The following is a 21,180-nucleotide window of genomic DNA, read 5'->3' as shown; positions in this document are numbered from 1 at the left end:
GCGCGATCCGCGCGCACAAATCTCGCGGCAACGGCCGCGTCCAATGGTCTCAGCCGCCCGGGGCCCACCGCAGGGGGCGCCAGAAGTCGGCGTCAGCCGACGACGGCGGAGGGGGGCTCGATGCCCCCGACGCCGGGATCCGCCCGCGCTCAGACGGTCTCCAGATAGGACTCGTGCTCGAACGGACTGATCTGCCGGGAGAAGACCTGCAACTCCTGCTTCTTCATGCCGACGAACGTGTCACGCAGGATCGGCGCGAAGACCCGTGCGATGCCGTCGCTCTCCTCGAACGCCTCGATCGCCGCCTTCCAGTCAATGGGCAACGTCGCCCCGCCCTGTCCGGTCGTCACCATCGGCGCCGGCGGCTCGATGCGGCGCTCCATGCCGTCAAGCGCCGCACCGAGGATCGCCGCGAGCACGAGATAGGGATTGGCGTCCGCCCCGGCAACGCGATGCTCGATGCGCCGCGCCGCGTTCGGGCCGCCGGGGATGCGCACCGCCGCCGCCCGCGTCTCGTAGCCCCAGCACACGTCAGACGCGACATGGGCATTCGGCGTCAGCCGACGGTACGAGTTCCGGTGCGGCGCGAAGATCAGCGCCGAGGCCCGCATCATCTCGAGCAGCCCGCCGACCGCGTGGCGCATGGTTTCCGATCCCTCGGGCGTGCCGTTGTCGAAGACATTTTTCCCGTCCCGGTCGAGCAGGCTGAAATGCACATGGAAGCCATTGCCGGAGCGGTCGAGGAACGGCTTGGCCATGAAGCTCGCGGCGAGCGCGTACTTGCGCGCGATCCCCTTCACGAACCGCTTGAAGTAGAGCGCGTCGTCCGCCGCCTTCAGCGGGTCCGGGACGTGCAGCAGGTTGATCTCGAACTGCCCCCCGCCGTTCTCGGAGATCGCCGAATCGACCGGCACGTCGTGGGCATCGCAGGCCGCGTAGACGTCGGTGAAGAACGCCTCGAAATGGTCGAGATCGTCGATCGAAAGCGCCCCGTCCCCGTCGAGCAGCTTGTGGGTCACCGGAGACTTCGGCGGTGTCGGGATCTCGCCCGTGGTGTCGACGAGGTAGAATTCGAGCTCGGTCGCGACCACCGGCGTCAGCCCGAGGGCAGCGAACCGCGCACAGACCGCCGCCAGCGCCCGGCGCGGATCCCCGAGGTAGGGCGCGCCTTCCTCCGTCAGCATCCAGAGCGGCAGCAGCGCGGTCGGGCTCCCGAGCCAGTTCACCGGCAGGAACCCCCTGCCCGTCGGCTCGCAGCGCCCGTCGATGTCGCCCTGCTGGAAGACGAGCGGGTTGCCCGCCACGTCCTCGCCCCAGATGTCGAGGCAGGCGATGGAATAGGGCATACGCGTGGCGCCCTCGAGCACCTTGCCGGCCTGTGCCACCGGCACGCGCTTGCCGCGCAGGATGCCGTTCAGGTCACAGACCGCGGCTCGAAGACTGGTAATTTCTGGCCTTGCCTCGAGCCAGCGCAGCGCCTCTTGCGAATTCAAGATGGAGACTCCCGGGTTCTGGCTCCAAGCGCTACCATCCGCCGGCATTCAGGTGAAGCCCCGGCGCCCGACCGGCGGTCAGTCTCCTGCCAACCGTCACTGCCCGGACCTACCGCCGTGCCCCTCTCCCGTCGCCGCCTCCTCGCACTCGCCGCCAGCGCCGCCGTCGCCTCCACTGCCGCCTGCACCGCGACACCGGGCGGCCCGATGCCCCGCGCTGCCGGGGATGACGGCACGCTCGTCGTGCACGCCTTCCCCACCACAGGGCCTCCCCGCGCGGTGATCCTCGCGCTCCACGGCTACGGCGACGCCGGTGATCTCACGTTCGCCCGCGCCGCCGCTGCGTGGACCGCGCGCGGCATCGCCGTCTTTGCCCCCGACCAGCGCGGCTTCGGCACGAATCCAAGCCGGCAGCACTGGCCCGGCGTCGATGCGCTCGCGGCGGACGCGCGCGCCCATGCCCGCGCCCTCAGGCGCCGCTACCCCGACCTGCCGCTCACGGTCGTCGGCCATTCCATGGGCGGCGGCGTGGCGCTCGTCGCGGCGGGCGCGGGTCTCGATGCCGACGGCCTCGTTCTCGCCGGCCCCGCGATCGCGGGCGGCGCCGCCCTCGGCGAGGTTTCGCGCAGCGCCGCCCGGCTTCTCGCCGCCGCGCTCCCGGACCGGCGCTGGACCGGTCGGGGCATCGTACGGATCCAGCCCACCGACGATCTCGAGGCCCTTCGCGCGGTGAAAGCCGACCCGCGCCACTACGGCGACCCGTCGAGCCGCGAGCTCTATGGCCTCGTGCAGCTCATGGACCACGCGGCGGCGGCCGCCCCGTCGGTCTATCTCCCGACCGTGGTGATGATGGGCGCGCGAGACGAGGTGCTCCGGCCGGAAGACGTGCAGACGATCGCCGTCCGCATCCCCGGCCTCACCCGCTTCGTGCTCTATCCCCGGGGCTGGCACTGGCTCTTTCGCGACCGGCAGGCGCCGCGCGTCTGGGCCGACACCGGCGACTTCGCCCTCGGTGTCACCCGCACCGGCTTTCCCTGACCCTACTTCCGCCGGCGACGCCCCGGCGGACGTGGCTGAAGCCCCTCGCGGAGGACCACGGTCATCGGGTGGTCGGGTGCGGACGCGCCATAGCGCGCGAGCAGCCGTTCGATCTCCGCCCGCCCGTCGCCCTCGGGCAGTCCGAGCGCCCAGTCGAGGAAGATCGTCCGGGCGTCCGCCGGGCCGAGCTCCATGCGATAGGCCTCGCGGATCAACCCGCGCGGATCATCCGGGTCATCGCCCTTCACGCCGCCCACCGCGACGCTTCCTCGAAGAGGATCGCGTGGCGGGCGGCGAGCCGTTCCTGGTCGTCGTCATAGCCGCCGCCAAGAACACCGACGAGCGGCAGACCCCGCGCCCGCGCCCAGTCGATCACCATGCGCTCCCGTGCCCGAAGCCCGGCATCGCTCAGCGAGAGCCGCCCGAGCCGGTCCGCGGCATGGGTGTCCACGCCGGCATTCAGGAATACGATCCCTGCCCCGAACGCGGCCGCCAACTCGAGACCATGCGTCAGCACCCCGAGATAGGTCCGGTCTTCCAGCGCGTCCGGCAGGGCGAGATCGACAGTCGAACGGGCCTTCGACGACGGATAGTTCCGCTCCGCGTGCAGCGATAGCGTGAAGACGCGCGGCTCATCCGCGAAGACCCGCGCGGTGCCGTCACCCTGATGCACGTCCACGTCGACGACGAGGACCCGCGCCACCCGCCCCTCGTCGAGGAGGGCCCGCGCCGCGACCGCCACGTCGTTGAAGACGCAGTATCCCGCGCCGCCGTCCGGCCCGGCGTGGTGCGAGCCGCCCGCCATGTTGCAGGCAATGCCGTGCTCCAGCGCCAGCCGCGCGGCAAGCAGCGTGCCCGCGGCCGAGAGGAACGCACGCCGCGCCACCGCCGGCGTGCCCGGCAGCCCGATCGCGCGCACCTCGTCCGGCTCCAGCCGGCCGTCCGCGACACGCTCCACGTAGGCGAGATCGTGCACCGCAGCGACCCGGGCGATGCTCGCGGGCGCAGGCGCCACAAAGCCGCCCGAGGGCGGCAGGATGGCGCGCGCAATGAGGGCGTTCCTCAGGTAGCCGTACTTCGACATGGGAAACGGATGCATCGGCCGAAGCGAGGCCTGATAGTCCGGATGGAACACGATCGGCAGCATCATACCCCCAGTCTTGCGGCAATCACCCTGGACGCGCGGCCGGCGTCCTCCGCGAGCCTCTGGCGGAGCGCGTCGAGGTCCGGTTCCTCGGTCACCGCCAGCACGAGGCGCGCCAGCCCTTCGCCGCCCTCGGCCGGGTCCATGGTGTGATCGCTGGCGAGCCGCATCACCTGCTGGAGCCCCGCCAGCCGCCCGAGCGCGTCGGCGAGCGCCGTGGCGTCCTCCCGCGCGATCCAGCCGCGGCTCCCGAGCTTCTCCAGCATCCGCCGGGGGCTGCGGATGGCGCCGACGTCGGCAATCAGCGCCCCGGCCTGCGCCAGAAGCTCGATGTCCATCATCCGCCCCGGCCCGAGCTTCACTTCCCACGGGTTCGAGGCCGCGCCCTCGTGCGCCTCGGCGAGCCGCCGGCGCATGTCGGCGGCATCGGCCAGCACCTTCACCTCGTCGTGCGCCCGGGCCAGCACCTCGCGGATCGCCGCGGTCGCCGCCTGCCCGAGCCCGGAGGGCCCTGCCACCACCCGGGCGCGGGTGAGCGCCATGTGCTCCCACGTCCAGGCGTCCTCCGCCTGATAGCGCCGGAACGCCGCGAGCGACGTCGCGAGCGGCCCGGAGCGCCCCGACGGGCGCAGCCGCATGTCGACCTTGTAGAGCAGGCCTTCGGGCATCGGCGCGGTCAACGCCGAGATCAGCGCCTGGGTCAGGCGGGAGAAATAGACCGTGGTCGCGAGCGGCCGCGGCCCGTCCGAGGTCTCCTCCCCCTCCGCGTCATAGATCACGATGAGATCGAGGTCCGAGCTCACCGTCATCTCCCGGCTGCCGAGCTTGCCCATGGCGACGACGACCGCCCCGGCACCGGGCGGCGGCCCGTGCTTGCGGGCGAACTCGGCGACGACCACTGGCCAGAGCGCGCCGATCACCGCCTCGGCGACGGCGGAATAGACCGCGGCCCCCTCCTCCGGCTCGAGGATCTGCCGCAGCATCAGGACGCCGATGCGGAAATGCCGCTCCTTCATCCAGACCCGCGCGGCGTTCAGCGCCGCCTCGTAGTCTCCCGCAGCGGCGAGCTGGGCGGCGAGGTCGATCCGCATTTCCGAGGCCGATGGCAGCGGACGGTAGAAGTCGGCGCTGATCACCGCGTCGAGCACGCCGACGTTCGCCCCGAGGTACTGCGCGAGCGCGGGCGCCGAGCCACAGACATCGACAAGCAGGTCGAGAAGCGGCGGATTCGCCTCCATGAGCGAGAAGAGCTGCACACCGGCCGGCACCTGCCGCAGGAACTGGTCGAGCGATCGCAAGGCCGCGTCCGGGCTCGCGGCGCCCGCCATGCGCAGGAGAAGCTCCGGCGCGAGGCGCTTGAAGATGCTGCGCGCCCGGTCGCTCCGCAGCGCCGGCAGGCGCTGCCACTCCGCGATGATTGCGAGTGCGGCCTCGGCGTCGGCAAAGATTTCCTCCGGCGCCGGTGCCTCGGCTGCGGGCCGTCGGCGCTCGGCGTCAAAGAACGTCTCGGTGAGAGACTTCACCGCTTCCAGCCGCTCGGAAAGGTCACGCTCGAAGGCGTCCCGGTCCATCCCCATGAATGCCGCGAGCCGCTCCATGCCTTCCGGCGCCTCGGGGAGGGTCTGGGTCTGGGCATCCTCGAGCATCTGCAAGCGGTGCTCGACCTCGCGATGCGCGACGTAGGCCGCCGCGAGCACGCCCGCGCCGTCGCGATCGACCCAGCCCTTCGCGGCGAGCGCGTCGAGCGCCACGAGCGTCTCGCGCTGCCGCAGGCCCGGGTCGCGGCCGCCGACGATGAGCTGCCGGGTCTGGGTGAAGAACTCGATCTCGCGGATCCCGCCCTGCCCGAGCTTGATGTTGTGGCCCGGAACCTGCAGCGCGCCACCAAGCCCCTTGTGCGCCCGGATGCGCAGCCGCATGTCATGGGCGTCCTCGATCGCGGCGAAGTCGAGATGGCGCCGCCAGACGAAGGGCGTCAGCCGTTCGAGAAACCGCTCGCCCGCCGCGATATCCCCGGCGATCGCGCGGGCCTTGATGTAGGCCGCCCGTTCCCAGGTCCGCCCGACACTCTCGTAATAGTGCTCGGCCGGGTCACTGGCGATGCAGACCGGCGTCACCGACGGATCGGGGCGGAGGCGCAGGTCGGTGCGAAAGACATAGCCCTCGCCCGTCACCTCCGAGAGCAGCTTCACCAGCCGCTGCGTCACCCGGATGAACCCCTTGCGCAGGTCCATGTAGTCGTCCGGGTCGTGGCGGGTCTCGTCGAAGAGCACGATGAGGTCGATGTCGGAGGAATAATTCAGCTCACGCGCCCCGAGCTTGCCCATGCCGAGCACGAACATGCCCCCCGCCTCGGCGATCTCGTCCGCGGTGACGCCCGGCAGTTTGCCGCGCGCCGCCTCCTCCGCCACGAGCGCCGAGAGCCCGAGCCCGGTCGCCCGGTCGGCAAGCGCGCTGAGCGCCCCCGTCACCTCCGCGAGACCCCAGACGCCGCCGAGATCGGCGAGCGCCACGAGAAGCGCCACCCGCCGCCGCGCGACGCGGACCGCCACCCCGAGAGCTGGGACGCCCTCGACATCCGCCGCCGCCAGCGTCTCGGCCAGCACCGCCTCCGGGGCGCGTCCGATGGCGTCACGCAGCCAGTCGGCTTCCTTCTCCATCAGCCCGGCGAGAAACCCCGAGCAGCCGGCGGTGCCCGCCAGCAACTCGCGCACCGCAGGCTCGACGTCGGCAAAGTCCTCCGCCGCCCGCGCGCCGGCCGCCTCGTCGTAGGGCCGGGGGACTCGCGTGATCCGCGCCGCAAGGCTCTCCATCACTGTCCCCTGTAACGGGCAGGCCGCTTCTCAAGAAACGCCCGCACGCCCTCGGGGAAGTCCTCCGTCCGCCCCGCCTCGCCCTGAAGCTGCGCCTCCAGCGCCAGTTGCTCGGAGAGGCCGTTGCCAAGGCTTGCCCGAAGCGCCTGCTTGATGCGGGTGTAGGCGGCGGTCGGGCCCGCCGCGAGCGCGGCGGAGCGCGCCGCGATCACACTGGCGAAGTCCTCATCCGGCACCGCCGACCAGATCATGCCCCAGCGCGCGGCTTCCTCCGCGCTGACCGGCTCGGCGAAGAGCGCAGCCCCCATGGCCCGGGCGAAGCCCACCTGTCGCGGCAGCCACCATGTGCCGCCCGCGTCGGGAATGAGGCCGATCCGGGCGAAGGCCTGCACGAAGACCGCTGAACGCGCCGCAATCACCACGTCACAGGCGAGCGCGAGATTGGCCCCGGCACCCGCCGCAGCGCCATTCACCGCCGCAACCGTCGGGATCGGGCAATCATAGATCGCCCGAAGCATCGGCTCGTATTCGTCACGCAGCGTCGCTTCGAGATCGAGCGCGGCCACATCTGCCGCCGCGCCGAGATCCTGCCCGGAGCAGAACGCCTTGCCGGCGCCGGTCAGGACCAGCACGCGCGCTTCGCCCGGCGCCGCCGCGACCGCCTCGCGGATCTCGCGGCGCATGACCGACGAGAGCCCGTTGCGCACCTCGGGCCGGTTCAGGGTGATGGTGGCGACATCCGCCGCGATGGTGAATAGGATTGTCTCGAAGCTCATGCGTCCCCCGCTGTCGCGCCGACGATAGCGGCCGGCGCGGCGCTCGGGAACTCCTCTTCAGCTGCGCGAGATCTCCTCAACGCGCGCCTTCTCCTCGGGACTGAGCGGGCGTTGCACCGGTGCGGGAGCGTTCGCCCGCCGCCGCACGAAGCCGAAGGCGAGCCCGGCACCGACAAGGAACAGCACCGGACCCGCGAGCCAGAGCGTCGGGTTGCGCCAGAACGGCGGCCGGAACAGCACGAACTCGCCGTAACGGTCGACCACGTAGTCGAGCACCTGCTCGTCACTGTCGCCCGCCACCAGCCGCTCGCGCACCATGAGACGCAGGTCGCGGGCGATGTCGGCATTCGACTCGTCAATCGACTCCGACTGGCAGACGACGCAGCGCAGCTCCCGGGTGATCGAGCGCGCCCGCGCCTCCATGGCCGGATCCGGCAGGATCTCGTCCGGCTGGATTGCCTGCGCCGCAAGTGGAACGAGCAGGAAAAGCGCGAGGAGCATGGTGCGGAGCGGGCCCGGTCCCAGGGCAGCCCGCGAAGGGCCACGGCCAGCCAGGTCGCGGCGAGCAGGCGCGCCGCGCAGTGTCATCATCCGCATGTTCACTCCGCCGGCACCGCCGCGGGCCGCGCCTTGCGAGCCGGCGCGCCGACCCGATAGCGCCGGTCGGTGAGGCTGACGACCCCGCCCAGCGCCATCAGCATCGCGCCGCCCCAAATCCAGTTCGCATAGGGCTTCACGTAGGTCCGAAGCGCCCAGGAGCCGTCCGCCTGCTGGTCGCCGAGCGCCACGTAGACGTCCCGCGTGATGCCCCGGTCAATCGCCGCCTCGGTCGTCGCCATGCGCTGCACGTCATAGACACGCTTTTCCGGGTGCAGGATCGCCACGACCTTGCCGTTCTCCACGAGTTCGACAAGCCCGCGTTCGGCGCTGTAGTTCGGCCCGCGCACCGGCTCTTCGCTGATGAAGCGGATGGTCTTCCCGGCGAAGTCGAAGCTCTCGCCCGGCTGGACGGCGCGGATGTCCTCGACCGCCCAGGCGGTGATCGCCGCAATTCCGAAGATCGTCACGCCGAAGCCCGAGTGGCTGATCGCCTTGCCCCAGTCGGCCCGTGGCAAGTTGCGCAGCCGCCGCCAGGTCTCGCTGATGGGAACCTCGCCGAGCCGCGCCCGGCGCAGCATCTCGGCGATCGCACCGGCCACGACCCAGACCCCGAGCGCGATCCCGACCGGCGCCAGCAATGAGCGCCCGGTCTCGAAAGTCCAGGCGAGGCCCCCGAGCACGACCGCGAGCACCAGCGCACCGCGCAGATCCGCGACCGACCGGGCGAGGCTCCCCCGCTTCCACGGCAGCACCGCGAAGACCGGCAGGATCACGGCGATCGCGATCATGAACGGCGAGAACGCCAGGTCGAAGAACGGCGGCCCGACCGACACCTTACGGCCCGTCGCCACCTCGGCGACCAGCGGCCAGATCGTGCCCACGAAGACCACGAAGGTCGCGGTGACGAGGAGCAGGTTGTTCATCACCAGCCCGCTCTCGCGGCTCACCATGCCGAAGACCGAATCCGAGCGCAGCGCCGATGCCCGCCAGGCGTAGAGCGTCAGCGACCCGCCGATGAACGCCGCGAGGATCAGGAGCAGGTACATGCCCCGCTCCGGGTCATTAGCAAAGGAATGCACGCTCGTCAGGATCCCCGAGCGCACGATGAACGCGCCGATCAGCGAGAAGGCGAATGCGAGGATCGCGAGCAGGATCGTCCAGCTTTTCAGCGTATCGCGCTTCTCGACGACGATCGCCGAATGCAGAAGCGCGCAGGAGATGAGCCACGGCATGAAGCTCACGTTCTCGACCGGATCCCAGAACCACCAGCCGCCCCAGCCGAGTTCATAGTAGGCCCAGATCGAGCCGAAGGCGATGCCGATCGTCAGGAACACCCACGCGACCAGCGTCCACGGCCGCACCCAGCGCGCCCAGGACGCATCGACCCGGCCCTCGATGAGCGCGGCGATGGCAAACGAGTAGGCCATCGAAAGGCCGACATAGCCGAGGTAGAGGAACGGCGGGTGGAACGCGAGCCCGGGATCCTGCAGGAGCGGGTTCAGCTCCTGTCCGTCCCAGGGCGGATTGTCGAGCCGCACGAACGGGTTCGAGGTGAGCAGGATGAAGCCGAAGAAGGCGACCGCGATCGTCGCCTGCACCGAGAGCACCCGCGCCTTGAGCGTCGGCGGCAGGTTCTCGCCCCACCACGCCACCATGGCGCCGAAGAGCGTCAGGATCAGCATCCAGAGGATCATCGACCCCTCGTGGTTCCCCCACGTGCCGCTCAGGCGATAGATCAGCGGTTGCGCGGAGTTCGAGTTCTCAGCGACCAGCTTGACCGAGAAGTCCGATGTGGCGAACGCGGTCATGAGCACGAGGAATGCCACAAGCGTCAGGATGAACTGCACGGTCGCCGCCGGTACGGCGACGCGCATCCAGTCCGACCAGCCACGGTCGGCACCGACCATCGGCACGATCATCTGCACGATGGCCACGAGAAAGGCGAGGATCAGGGCAAGATGCCCGAGTTCTACGGTCACGAGCCCTCCAGACGCTGCGCGGCGGAACTATGGTCCGAAAATCGCCCGGGTGCAATTTGCAACGCCGTGAGTGCGACGATCGGACCATCCCCGCAGGCACGGGGAGCCGGCTCCGCAGGCGTCAGGACTTGCCGAAATCGAGCGCGCCGGTCAGATCGCCGAGCGGCGGCTCGCCCGCCGCGGCGACGGCGCGGTCACGCACGACGATGCCGCGCAACTCGGGCAACTGGAAGCGCTCGGTGATGAAGCGCAGGATCGAGGTGGTGTCGTAACTCGAGTGATCGACGAAGCCCTTCTTCGCGAACGGCGAGACGATGATCGCAGGGATCCGCGAGCCGGGGCCCCAGCGGTCGCCCTTCGGCGGCGCCACATGATCCCAGATGCCGCCGTTCTCGTCGTACGTGACGATCACCAGCATGTGCTCCCACTGCGGGCTTTGTTCGAGATGGCTCACGACGTCGGCGATATGCTGGTCGCCCACCTTGATGTCGGCGTAGCCCGAATGCTGGTTGAGGTTGCCCTGCGGCTTGTAGAACGCGACCGCCGGCAGCTTGCCCGAGTCGATCACCTGCAGGAAGTTCACCCCGTTGAGCCCGCCATCGCGCAGATGCGCCGCCCGCGCCGGCGTGCCGGGCGCGTAGTTTGCATAGTAGTTGAACGGCTGGTGATGGTACTGGAAGGTCGGCACCGGCGTGTTGTTGCCATTGTCGAGCACGTACTGCCACGCGCCGCCGTACCACGCCCAGTCCACCCCCTTCAGGCTCAGCAGATCACCGATGGTCGGCTCGGTCTGCGGCGGCAGCGTCGTCGCCTTGAGCGGGTCGGAAAAGCGCGGATCGCCACCCTCTGCCGGCGCGTTGGCGCTTGGCTGATATGGCGGCTGCATGGTGTTGACCGCGTAGAAATCCGGTGTGAGGTTGCCGTCGCCGACGAACTTCGGCTCGCCGTCCATCGCCGACTTCGGCGAGTTCTCGGCGACGGTCAGCGTCACCCCGTCGGGATCGACCGCGGCAATCGTGGGCTTCGCGGCGCTGGTGTCGGCGTCGGCGTAGTGCGGCGCGCAGGCACAGATCAGCCACTGGTGGTTGAAGAACGAGCCGCCGAAGCCGCCCATGAAGAAGTGATCGGCGAGCGTATATTTCTCCGCCACCTTCCACATGGCGGTGGACGAGCCGTCCCACATCCCCATGGGCATCGCGCCGGAGTCCGCCCAGGCGACGAACATGTCGTTCTTGCCGCCGTCGATCTGCATCATGTTCTGGTAGTAGCGGTGCCAGAGATCATGGGTGATGGTCGAGAGCGGCAGATTGAATCCCTTCGGGTCGTCCACCATGAAGACGCCGTTCGCCAGATGCTCGGTCTCGGCCTGGGTCACCGGCGGCGTCACGCCCTTTGCCGTCAGCCCTTCCCAGATCGGCGGCAGCTCCTTCAGCGTCGTGCCGTCACGGTCCTTCTGCGCGAGGCTCTCCGCGCTCGCCTGCGCGATGCCATCGGCGCCGGGAAACCGACCGTAGAGATTGTCAAACGAGCGGTTTTCCGCAAAGATCACCACCACGTTGTCGATCTTGTCGATGTCCCGATCCGCGGCGCGCGCGGCCCCGGCAAGTGCGCTACCTGCCGCCAACGCGGCGATCGTCATCGATCCGAGCTTGGCTAGACGGACGCATGACATGCTGCAACCCTCCGATCCTGGCTGGCGTTCTCTCCGTTCGCCGCCCGCAGACGAGCCGCTGCGGCCGGCATGCGGATTGGTTAGGCTCGCCTCCCGAGTCCGGCAAGTCGCGCGCGCTCTCGCGGCGGTGGGACTAATTGCCGCGCCGCCTTCCGTCGCGGCCGCGGCACCGCAAAGCCGGGAGGAAGTGCGGGCCCACGTGGCCCTCGCGGCCGCCCTCGGCGCGCGGCTCTTCGTCGATCCGCGACTCTCGCCCTCGGGCAAGGTCGCCTGCGCCACCTGTCACGATCCCGCCCGCGCCCATGGCCCGCCGAACGGGCTCGCGGTCCAGCTCGCCGGCGGCGATCTGCGGCACCCGGGCCTGCGAGCGGTTCCCTCGATCCGCTATCTGCAGGCGGTCCCCGCCTTCACCGAGCACTTTTTCGAATCCGAGGAAGAGGCGGACGAAAGCGTCGACAACGGCGCGAGCGGCGGCCTGACGTGGGACGGACGCGTCGATCGCGGCAAGGAACAGGCGCGCATTCCGCTGCTCTCGGATTTTGAGATGGCGAACACGTCCCCGGCAATGGTGGTTTCCGAGGCGCTCGCCGCCGGCTACGGGCCGGACATCGACGCCGCGGGTGGCGGCGGCGCCGCTGCCGATCCTGACCGCGCCTTCGCCACGATCCTCGACGCGCTCGCGATCTACGAACAGGACTGGCGCACGTTCTATCCCTACACCAGCAAGTACGATGCGTGGCTGGCGGGCAAGGCGACACTCAGCGGCGCCGAGGAGCGCGGGTTGAAGCTCTTCGAGGCCGAGGACAAGGGCAATTGCGCCTCCTGCCACTTCAGCACCCCCGGACTGGATGGCACGCCGCCACAGTTCACCGACTACGGCATGATCGCCCTCGGACTGCCGATGAACCCGGAGATCCCCGCCAACGCCGATCCCGCATGGCATGACCTCGGCCTCTGTGGTCCGTTGCGGACCGATCTTTCCGATGTTTCCGCCTATTGCGGCCTTTTCCGCACGCCGACCCTGCGCAACGTGGCGACCCGCCGCGTCTTCTTTCACAACGGCGTCCTCCACGACCTGCGTGAGGCGGTCGCGTTTTACGCAACCCGCGACACCGACCCCGGCCGCTGGTATCCGACGCTTCCCGACGGCACCGTGGTGAAGTTCAACGACCTGCCGCCCCGCTATATGGGCAACGTCAACATGGACCCGCCGTTTGGCGGACGCCCCGGCGGCCAGCCGGCCCTCAGCGACGCGGAGATCGACGACGTGGTCGCCTTTCTCGGCACTCTCACTGATGGCTGGAGCGAGCCGCCGCCGCAGCGGTGACGCACGCCCGCTGACGGGCTGCGGCCGAAGTCTCCTCCCGCTGACAGATCAGCCCCCGGATCACCGCCCCGCACGACTGCTCCGAACGACTGCCCCGAACAACTGCGGCCGGGGCCGCCCCTGTATCTTACAGGCATCAGGAAAGCGGCAGTGTTTCGCCGGAGCAGGACGAACGCTCGAAATCATATCCCGGTTTAGTATTGTTCGACGAATAAATCGTAGCGAAAAAGCGACAAATCGCACAGTTACGCAAAAGTGAGGCAAAATGGCGATCTCTACAGGCGTACTCTCACGACGACTCCCATATATAGATGGCGCCCGGGGGGCGGCCGGAGTATTGGCAATACTATCACACTTGTCATCGGATCAATTCCGCTTTCTGGACTACTGGTATTTCGACGGAATATCGCTTTTTACGCGAATGGCGACTCCGATGTTCATGACCCTGTTCGGAACAATGATCGCACTTGTCTACGTCCCCCGGCTGTCTCGCGGCCAGGAGGAGGAGGACACCGTGGTCAGGCGGCTGCTGTCGCGGATGCTGACCTGCTATCTCGTCTTCGGCGCAATCACGCTGGCAGCGATGTTCAGCGGCAAGATCCCCGCCGAGAAGGGACTGGAGGCCTTGGCCTTCGCCGGGGCCGGCCGTTTCGGTGAGATCCTGAAGATCTATTCGATCCTGTTTCTGGTGATCGTCGCGACCTTGCCGCTGCTCAAGCGATTCGGCTGCTACTGGCTCCTCACTCTTGCCGGCCTTGGCTGGTTGGTGAGCCTCCTCGTCGGCCTCATCGCCGAGCCGGGCAACGTCGTGCTGCAGTTCTTTACCGGATACGGTCGCGGGTTCGGACCGTCGGTCGCACACAGCTTCACGCTGGTCGCTTTCGGGTTCATTGTCGGCGAGGCCGTGACGGGCAGGCGCAGCCTGTGGCTCCCGGGCGTGATCGCCGCCGTCGCGGCCGTGGTGCTGGTGATCGCCGCGGTGCGGCTCGGACCCTACGCCCTCGCGCATGGCCTCGGGACCTACGAGCTTCGCAGCATCAACCACCCGCTCTACTACGCCTATGGCATCGTCTCGGCGTCGGCCGTGCTCCTGGTGCTTAACAGGATATCGGCGCTCGGCATCCTTGACGGCATCACCGGCCCCCTTGCCGAACTCGGCAAGCGTTCGCTCTTCATCTACGGGTTCGGCAATGTCGCCATGAACCTGCTGCCGGTCTACGAGGGGAACGCGGGCATCGGGCTGGCCCTGTCCGTCGTGTTCATGACGCTGCTGATTCTCATGGCGCTGGACCTCGAGCGGAGCAACTCGCGTCTCGACCGCGCGACGGGCGGGTTTCTTTCCCGCTTCCGGCCCCGCTACGAGGACATCGTCCAGGGGGCCTTTGGACGGCTGCGGTCCAACCTGCGGGGCTTGCGCGCCTGACATCCTGAACGCGCTGGCGAGCACTTCTCGCCCGCCGGCGCTCCAATTCCCCCCACGGTCGCCGGCTTCCGCCAACGTCGTGCTCCGAAAGAGTTCGCCAGTCGCCTACCGGCCTTCCACCCGCCAGGCGAGGAATGCGAGCCCGGCGGCGAGGATCAGCGAGAGCCAGCCCGGGGCAAGGTCCACCCGCCGGATATCCCGGAGCTGGTAGGCTTCGCGATCGGTGAGGCCAATCCACGCTCGCCCCTCGGCGACGCGGCCTTCGCGCACCAGCCGCACGTCCGGCAAGCCACTCTCCACCCGACGCACGCTGCCACCACTCGCATTGGCGAGAGGCTGGAGGACCGCATTGGTCGAGACCGGGTCCGCGAACTCCCGCGGCGACGACGGACCGACCACGGCGACGGCCTGCTGGTCGCCGTTCTCCAGCCGCCAGAGTCCGTTCTCGGCGTTCTCGATCCGGCCCTCCCAGCGACCGGTCGCCGTCTCGACCAGCTGAACTTCGCTCTCTGCCCCTGACGGGCTCGTCGCCTTGACCGGCGGCACGCTGTCCGAAAGCGTGCGCCGCTCGATCGCTATGCCGCCGTCCTGCCCGGTGCCGCGCAGCACCTCTTCCTCCAGTTCGGGCTCCTTCATCAGCCAGTGCGCCAACCGGCGCAGCAGTTCGAGCTGCGGCCCGCCGCCCTCATAGCCGCGGCTCCAGAGCCACGCCTGATCCGAGTTCAGGACCGCGATCCGGCCCTCGCCCTCGCGCGCCAGCACGAGCAGCGGCCGGTCCTCGGGGCCCTGCATCACCGTCTCGCCCGCTGTCGGGTTCACATCGACCATGCGGAACCAGCGGCCCCAGCCCGGCGTGCCGTCGGCCGCCGGCGGGCGCGGCGCGTGCTCTTCGAGACCGGCGGTCACCGGATGCCGGTGGCCGACCTCCGACACCTTCGGGACGAAGCCTTCCTCCATCACCCGCGCCGTCGGCTCCACCGGCAGGATATCGCGGAGCGGCGAGCGATAGAGCGACTCGGCACCGGCGAAATCCGATCCGCTGGCGATCAGCAGCGCGCCGCCGTCGCGCACATAGCGCGCGATGTTGTCGAAGTAGGCGTTCGGCAGGATGCCACGCCGCTTGTAGCGGTCGAAGATGATCAGGTCGAACTGGTCGACCTTTTCCATGAACAGCTCCTGCGTCGGGAACGCGATGAGCGAGAGCTCGAAGACCGGCACGAAGTCCTGCTTTTCCGGCGGCCGCAGGATGGTGAAATGCACCAGGTCGACCGAGGAGTCCGACTTCAGCAGGTTCCGCCACGTGCGTTCGCCCGGATAGGGCTCGCCCGAGACCAGCAGCACCCGCAGCCGGTCGCGCACGCCGTTGATCGAGACGATCGCCTCGTTGTTGCGATCCGTGAGTTCCCCCGCCACCCCCGGTGTCGAGATCTGCAGCACGTTGACCCCGCCCCGGTTGAGCGTCACCGGCAGGGTGACGCTGCGGTTCAGCGGCACGTCGAAGGTCATCGGCTCGGTGCCGTCGAGCGAGATCGAAAGCGTCGCAACGCCGTCGGCCGGGGGCGACTCGCCAAGGTCCTCGACCTTGAGCACGAGGCTCACCGCCTCGCCGACGATGGCAAAGGCCGGGGCGGTCTCGACCACCACCCGCCGGTCCCAGTCCTCGACATGGCCGGTCAGGAGTACCTGCACCGGCGCGGGGAAACCCGGAACCGCGTCGGCGTCGTGCACCTGACCATCCGTGATGAGGATCGCGCCGGCGATGCGGTCCGCCGGCAGTTCGGCGGCGGCCTCGGCGAGCGCGGAGAGCAGCATCGACCCGTCGTTGCCGCGATCGGCCACATGGACGGTGCGCACCTCAAGCCGACCGCCCTGCGCGAGGCGGTCCAGCCGCTGGCCAAGCCCCGCCACGGCCTCACCGGTCTGACTGATCCGGTCGTCGATGCGGTTCGACGCGCTGTCGTCCACCACGACGATGGCGATGTTCGCGACCGGTGTGCGGTCCTCCCGCCGGAGCGACGGCCCGGCCAGCGCCGCGAGCAGCACCAGCGCGGCCAGCCCGCGCAGCCACCAGCCGGTCAGCCCGCGCCAGAGCGCGACGCCGATCCCTGCGAGCGTCAGCGCGATCAGCACCGCGATCAGCGGCAGCGGCAGGAGCGGGGTGAAGTCTATGGCGTCCATCTACTGCCCCAGCCGATCGAGAAGTGCCGGGACGTGCACCTGGTCGGATTTGTAGTTGCCGGTCATCACATACATGATGAGGTTGATCCCGAAACGCAGCGCCATCTCCCGCTGGTTCTCGCCCGCGAGACCCCGGCCGACCGGGAACATCGGCGCGCCGTTGTCGCTGGTGGCCCACGCGGCCGCCCAGTCGTTGCCCCCGACCACCACCGGCGTCACGCCGTCATTCAGGTTGCGAAACGGCATCCCCTCCACCTGCTCGGCCCCGGGCGATGCCTCGACCCAGACCGTCGAGCCCGTCCAGCGCCCGGGAAAGTCGCGAAGCAGGTAGAAGGTCCGGGTCAGAACGTGGTCAATGGGCACCGGCTCGAGCGGCGGAATGTCGAGACGCGCCGCGACCCGCTGCAGTGCCCGGCTGTTCGGCGTCGTGGCTCCGCCACCCCCCAGATCCGCGTCCTGAGTGTCGAAGAGGATCATGCCGCCCGAACGGAAGAACTCGTTGATCCGGGCCACGGCCGCGTCGGACGGCGGCCGCTGGCTGTCGGTGATCGGCCAGTAGAGGAACGGATAGAGCGAGATATCGTCGGTCTCGATGTCGACCGGCACCGGCTCGGCGGGTTCGATGGCCGTCCGGTCGTAAAGCACCTTGCTGAGCCCGCGCAGACCCGCAGCACTGATCTGATCGACCCGCGGGATGCCGGTCTCCACGTAGGCGAGCACCGTCTGGGTCGCGGCCCGGAGCGCGCTGGCGTCGTCGCCGGGCGCCGTCTGCGCCTTCGCCTGCCCGGCCAGCCCGAGGGCAAGCCCGGAGAGGAGCAGCACCGCCGCCTGCGCCGTCCGCCGGCCACGATACTGGAACCGCCGCCCGAGTCGCCCCGAGACGACGAGCGTGGCGAAAACGTCGAGCGCGAGCAGCACCAGCGCGGCGGCGATCAGCCACGGCCCGAGACGGATTTCCGCCGGCCGGTCCATCGTTTCTGTCACCACTCCCTGCGGCAACGAAGCAAGCGGCGCGATCTCGTCCCGGTCGTGCATGACGTTGAGCGCCACCCGGCGGTCACCACTCGCGTAGATGCCCGGAGGCGTCTCGGCCGACGGCTTGCCTTCGGCGAGCCGCTCGCCGGGGACGCCCGCGACGAGGCTCGGCGGCCCGAGCTCGCCGAAGCCGTCGAGCACCTGTTCCGGCGTCCAGATGGCCCCCTCCAGCGCCTCGGTCTCGGTCGTCACGCCGCCCGCGCTCTGCGAGAGCCGCTCCAGCATCTCGACGAACAGGCCCGAGAGCGGCAGGTTCGACCAGTCCGGGCTCGCGGTCACGTGGAAGAGCACCACCCGCCCGTCGCCGACCGGCTTGCCGGTGACGAGCGGCGTGCCATCTTCGAGGCTCGCCATCACCCGCGCCGGCAGGTCCGGGTCCGGCTGCGCCATCACCTGGCTCGAAATGTCCACGTCCTCGGGCAGCGCCAGCCCGGCGAACGGGCTTCCCTCCGGGAACGGCTTCAGCTTGCGCGGCGCGCCCCACGACATCGCCCCGCCGATCGACCGACCGCCCGCGCGCAGGCGCACCGGCAGCAGCGGATCCTCTTCGAGCTGTCCCGCCCCTGATTGCGCCAGTCGCGGCCCGGCGAAACGCACCAGAAGCCCGCCCTTTTCGACCCACGCAAGCAGCGCCGACCGCTCCGCCTCGCCGAGGTTGCCCACGTCGGCGAGGATCAGCACGTCGGGCGCGGTGTTCAGCATCTCGCCGAGCGGCGCCTCGATCACCTCGGCGAACGGCTCGAGCGCCGTGCGCAGGTAGTGCAGCGGATCCACCAGCTCCTGCGCCTCGCTGCCCGGCTCGCCGGACAGGATCCCGACCTTCCGCCGCCGCACGCTGTCGTCAGCGAGCACCACGCCCGCCGCCGAACGGCCGTCCGCGAGCTGCACCCGCCCCACCCGGTTGCGAAGTTCCATCGGCATGGCGATCTTCAGGTCCACCCGGGTCTCCCCCGACGCGAAACTGCCGTCGGCCGCGCCGAGCGCCCGCTCGATGCCGGTCGGGTCTGGCCCAAGGGCGACCACGCTCACCGGCCGCTCCCCCTCCGCGTCGGCCCGCAGCGCGCTCGCGACGAGCTCGCCGCCTTCGAGACGCGGTGGCGTCAGCGCCAGCGCCGTCTGTCGTGGCCGGACCAGTGTCACCGGCCCATGTGCCAGCAGCGCCTCGGCGAGGTGCGCCTCGGCGCCATCGGTGATCCCGTCGGTCAGCCACAGGGTCTCGAACCGGCCGACCCGGCCGTCGATCCAGTCGGCCCATGCGGCACGATCCGGGCTCCAGCTCTTCGGCGCGAGCCCGGCCAGCCGCTCGGTCCAGTCAGGCGCCGCGCGCCATTCGATCTCGCCATCCGCCTGCGGCGGAGCCGCCGCCGCCAGCACCGCCACGCGCCGGCCGTCGCGCGCCGCCTCGTCGAGCGCCGCCGCGACCCGGTCCATGCGCTGCGTCCACCCCGGCGCGTCGCCCCAACCGCCGTCGAGCAGCACCAGCAGCGGATCGGACGACCCCACGGGCCGCGGATTGAGCACCGGACCGGAGAACGCGAGGATCGCCGCCGCCAGCGCCAGCATCCGCAGGAGCAGGAGCCACCAGGGCGTGCGCTCCGGCATCTTTTCCGGATCCTTCAGCCCGAGCAGCAGCCGCACGCCCGGGAACGCCCGCCGCCCCGGAGCCGGCGGCACGGCACGCAGCAGCCACCAGAGCACTGGCAGCGTCGCGAGGCCCGCGAGCAACCACGGCGAGAGAAATGCAATCGACCCGATCACGCCCGTGCGCCCACCGCCATGTAGAGCCAGAGCAGCGCCTGGCGGGGGCTGGCACTGGTCCGGTGGAACAGCACCCGCCACCCCAGATGCCGGGCCATGTCCTCGAGCTTGCCCCGGCGCGCCGCGAGCCGCTCGGCATAAGCCGACTTCAGCGCCCGCGCCCGCTGGGTCTCGAACTCCGACCCGCCGCCCATGCTCTCGAAGATCACCCTCCCGTCGAAGGGAAACGTCTCCTCGCTCTCGTCGAGGACCTGCACGAACGATCCGCGCACGCCCCGGTCCGCCGCGTGCCCGAGCACCGGCGTCATCGCCTCGGGATCGCCGAGGAAGTCGGAAAAGAACACCGCGCGCGACCCCCGGATCAGCCGGTCGGCCGGGGGGACCCCGTAGTCGGGGCGATCGTCCCGCGGAGCGCCGCCGAGCGCCAGCGCCATGCGGTTGAGCTGGGTGCGCCCGGCACGCGGCTGTGTCGCGTCGGTGCCGAGCAGCGACACCCGCTCACCGGCCTTCACCAGCAGGAGCGCCAGCGCCAGCGCCAGCAGCGCCGCCCGCTCGGACTTCGAGCGCGCCCGCACGTCATCGGAATCGCGGTAATCCATCGACAGCGCGTCATCGACCCAGAAATGCACCGTCTGGGCCGCCTCCCACTCCATCTCGCGGATGAACTGCTGGTCCGACTTGCCCGACCGCCGCCAGTCCACAGACGAGCGCGGATCGCCCGGCACCGCCTGACGATACTGCCAGAAGTTTTCGCCATGTCCGGCCCGCCGCCGGCCGTGGAAGCCCATGGCGACCGATGCCGCCAGATGCTCGGCCTCGGCGAGAAGCGGCGGCAGCGCGCCGCCCACCTTCTCCGCGTCACGGCGCAGCCCGACCGGCCCCTGCGGCTTGTCCCGTCCGCGGGGGCGCGGCCCGATCACGCGGCGGCCTCCACGCCCATCACATCGCCCACGAGCTGGCCGATCAGGCTGTCAAGCGTCAGCCCCTCGGCACGCGCCGCGAAGCCAAGCGCCATGCGGTGGATGAGCACCGGCCGCGCCAGCGCCGCCACGTCGTCGAGGTTCGGCACCAGCCGCCCCTGAATCAGCGCGCGCGCCCGGATCGCCAGCATCAGCGCCTGCGCCGCCCGTGGCCCCGGCCCCCAGCTCACCGCATCGCGCACCGCGGGATGCGCGTCGCCCGACTCGGGCCGCGCCGCGCGCACCAGATCGAGGATGCGCTCGACGATCGCCTCCCCAACCGGCAGCCGGCGGATCAGCCGCTGTGCCGCCATCAGGCTCGGGGCGTCGAAGACCGGCTCCGCCAGCGCCTCGTCGACGCCGGTGGTCGCGAGAATGATCCGCCGCTCCGCCGCGCGATCGGGATAGCCTACGTCGATCTGCAGAAGGAACCGGTCGAGCTGCGCCTCGGGCAGCGGATACGTGCCCTCCTGCTCGATCGGGTTCTGGGTCGCGAGCACATGGAACGGCCGCGGCAGGAAGCGCCGCTGGCCCGCCACCGACACCTCCTTCTCCTGCATCGCCTGCAGCAGCGCCGACTGGGTGCGCGGGCTCGCCCGGTTGATCTCGTCGGCCATCAGCAGCTGGCAGAAGATCGGCCCGTCGATGAAGCGGAACGCCCGCGTGCCGTCGGCGCCGGTCTCCAGCACCTCGGCCCCGAGGATGTCCGCCGGCATCAGGTCCGGTGTGAACTGCACCCGATGGGCAAGGAGGCCGAGCACGGTGCCAAGCGTCTCGACGAGCCGGGTCTTCGCCAGCCCGGGGGCGCCCACCAGCAGACCATGCCCGCCGGAGAGGATGGCGATCAGCGTCTGCTCCACCACCTCATCCTGGCCGATGATCCGCCGGGCGATCATCTCGCGGGCGGCAACGAGCCGCGCGCCGGTCGCCTCGATTTCCGGCATCAGGTCGGTATCGGTCATCAGGCGCCTGCCCTTTTTCATTG

General features: G+C 70.1%; 15 protein-coding genes. 3 read left to right on the top strand and 12 right to left on the bottom strand.

Going from position 1 to position 21,180, the window contains the following annotated elements; genetic code table 11:
- Positions 1-149: 149 nt before the first annotated feature.
- Positions 150-1,493 carry a glutamine synthetase family protein gene (locus HNP73_RS09735; protein WP_246399708.1) on the bottom strand — a complete coding sequence of 448 codons (1,344 nt, stop codon included), beginning with the start codon at positions 1,491-1,493 and terminating at the stop codon, positions 150-152.
- Between the two features lie 117 nt (positions 1,494-1,610).
- On the opposite strand from HNP73_RS09735, the gene HNP73_RS09730 reads away from it, so the two are divergent.
- Positions 1,611-2,531: an alpha/beta fold hydrolase gene (locus HNP73_RS09730; protein ID WP_184148462.1), complete on the top strand. Its 921-nt coding sequence runs from the start codon at positions 1,611-1,613 to the stop codon at positions 2,529-2,531.
- Positions 2,532-2,533: 2 nt separating this feature from the next.
- Here HNP73_RS09730 and HNP73_RS09725 read toward each other — a convergent pair whose 3' ends face one another.
- The 7 genes from HNP73_RS09725 to HNP73_RS09695 form a co-directional block, all read right to left on the bottom strand.
- Entirely contained in the window at positions 2,534-2,788 is a 255-nt protein-coding gene (locus HNP73_RS09725; protein ID WP_343063250.1) for a hypothetical protein, read from the bottom strand.
- Positions 2,776-3,681 (bottom strand): histone deacetylase family protein, encoded by a 906-nt coding sequence (locus tag HNP73_RS09720; RefSeq protein ID WP_221288443.1) that lies wholly within the window; start codon positions 3,679-3,681, stop codon positions 2,776-2,778. Before HNP73_RS09720 ends, HNP73_RS09725 begins: the two co-directional genes overlap by 13 nt.
- Positions 3,678-6,488, bottom strand: coding sequence for a bifunctional [glutamine synthetase] adenylyltransferase/[glutamine synthetase]-adenylyl-L-tyrosine phosphorylase (locus tag HNP73_RS09715; RefSeq protein WP_184148461.1), 2,811 nt, complete (start codon positions 6,486-6,488; stop codon positions 3,678-3,680). Before HNP73_RS09715 ends, HNP73_RS09720 begins: the two co-directional genes overlap by 4 nt.
- A complete protein-coding gene (locus tag HNP73_RS09710) occupies positions 6,488-7,264 on the bottom strand; it encodes an enoyl-CoA hydratase-related protein (protein WP_184148460.1) in 777 nt (258 codons plus the stop codon). Before HNP73_RS09710 ends, HNP73_RS09715 begins: the two co-directional genes overlap by 1 nt.
- Before the next feature lie 57 nt (positions 7,265-7,321).
- Entirely contained in the window at positions 7,322-7,765 is a 444-nt protein-coding gene (locus HNP73_RS09705) for a cytochrome c-type biogenesis protein (protein WP_221288568.1), read from the bottom strand.
- A 98-nt stretch (positions 7,766-7,863) separates the two neighbouring features.
- Positions 7,864-9,843 carry a heme lyase CcmF/NrfE family subunit gene (locus tag HNP73_RS09700; RefSeq protein ID WP_184148459.1) on the bottom strand — a complete coding sequence of 660 codons (1,980 nt, stop codon included), beginning with the start codon at positions 9,841-9,843 and terminating at the stop codon, positions 7,864-7,866.
- 121 nt (positions 9,844-9,964) lie between these two features.
- Positions 9,965-11,515 (bottom strand): acid phosphatase, encoded by a 1,551-nt coding sequence (locus HNP73_RS09695; protein ID WP_221288441.1) that lies wholly within the window; start codon positions 11,513-11,515, stop codon positions 9,965-9,967.
- A 199-nt stretch (positions 11,516-11,714) separates the two neighbouring features.
- On the opposite strand from HNP73_RS09695, the gene HNP73_RS09690 reads away from it, so the two are divergent.
- Positions 11,715-12,842 carry a cytochrome c peroxidase gene (locus HNP73_RS09690; RefSeq protein WP_221288439.1) on the top strand — a complete coding sequence of 376 codons (1,128 nt, stop codon included), beginning with the start codon at positions 11,715-11,717 and terminating at the stop codon, positions 12,840-12,842.
- Positions 12,843-13,275: 433 nt separating this feature from the next.
- Positions 13,276-14,265 carry a hypothetical protein gene (locus HNP73_RS09685; RefSeq protein WP_184148457.1) on the top strand — a complete coding sequence of 330 codons (990 nt, stop codon included), beginning with the start codon at positions 13,276-13,278 and terminating at the stop codon, positions 14,263-14,265.
- A gap of 105 nt (positions 14,266-14,370) precedes the next feature.
- On the opposite strand, the gene HNP73_RS09680 is transcribed toward HNP73_RS09685, so the two are convergent.
- Genes HNP73_RS09680 through HNP73_RS09665 form a run of 4 tightly spaced genes read right to left on the bottom strand, consistent with a single transcriptional unit; the run spans position 14,371 to position 21,157 of the window.
- On the bottom strand, positions 14,371-16,443 hold the full coding sequence (locus HNP73_RS09680; RefSeq protein WP_184148456.1) for a hypothetical protein: 2,073 nt from the start codon (positions 16,441-16,443) through the stop codon (positions 14,371-14,373).
- A complete protein-coding gene (locus HNP73_RS09675) occupies positions 16,444-19,236 on the bottom strand; it encodes a DUF4159 domain-containing protein (protein WP_343063249.1) in 2,793 nt (930 codons plus the stop codon).
- Entirely contained in the window at positions 19,233-20,156 is a 924-nt protein-coding gene (locus tag HNP73_RS09670; protein ID WP_343063247.1) for a DUF58 domain-containing protein, read from the bottom strand. Before HNP73_RS09670 ends, HNP73_RS09675 begins: the two co-directional genes overlap by 4 nt.
- Entirely contained in the window at positions 20,153-21,157 is a 1,005-nt protein-coding gene (locus HNP73_RS09665; protein ID WP_184148455.1) for an AAA family ATPase, read from the bottom strand. Before HNP73_RS09665 ends, HNP73_RS09670 begins: the two co-directional genes overlap by 4 nt.
- Between the last annotated feature and the right edge of the window lie 23 nt (positions 21,158-21,180).

It is taken from the genome of Amaricoccus macauensis (genome assembly GCF_014201905.1).
GTDB classification, from domain to species: domain Bacteria; phylum Pseudomonadota; class Alphaproteobacteria; order Rhodobacterales; family Rhodobacteraceae; genus Amaricoccus; species Amaricoccus macauensis.
This window is presented reverse-complemented; position numbering and strand designations above follow the sequence as displayed.

Bases quoted from the DNA above. Each gene is read 5' to 3' on its own strand.
- HNP73_RS09715 (WP_184148461.1), bottom strand. From the start codon at position 6,488: ATGGAGAGCCTTGCGGCGCGGATCACGCGAGTCCCCCGGCCCTACGAC.
- HNP73_RS09685 (WP_184148457.1), top strand. From the start codon at position 13,276: ATGTTCATGACCCTGTTCGGAACAATGATCGCACTTGTCTACGTCCCC.
- HNP73_RS09710 (WP_184148460.1), bottom strand. From the start codon at position 7,264: ATGAGCTTCGAGACAATCCTATTCACCATCGCGGCGGATGTCGCCACC.
- HNP73_RS09705 (WP_221288568.1), bottom strand. From the start codon at position 7,765: ATGCTCCTCGCGCTTTTCCTGCTCGTTCCACTTGCGGCGCAGGCAATC.
- HNP73_RS09695 (WP_221288441.1), bottom strand. From the start codon at position 11,515: ATGTCATGCGTCCGTCTAGCCAAGCTCGGATCGATGACGATCGCCGCG.
- HNP73_RS09680 (WP_184148456.1), bottom strand. From the start codon at position 16,443: ATGGACGCCATAGACTTCACCCCGCTCCTGCCGCTGCCGCTGATCGCG.
- HNP73_RS09665 (WP_184148455.1), bottom strand. From the start codon at position 21,157: ATGACCGATACCGACCTGATGCCGGAAATCGAGGCGACCGGCGCGCGG.
- HNP73_RS09720 (WP_221288443.1), bottom strand. From the start codon at position 3,681: ATGATGCTGCCGATCGTGTTCCATCCGGACTATCAGGCCTCGCTTCGG.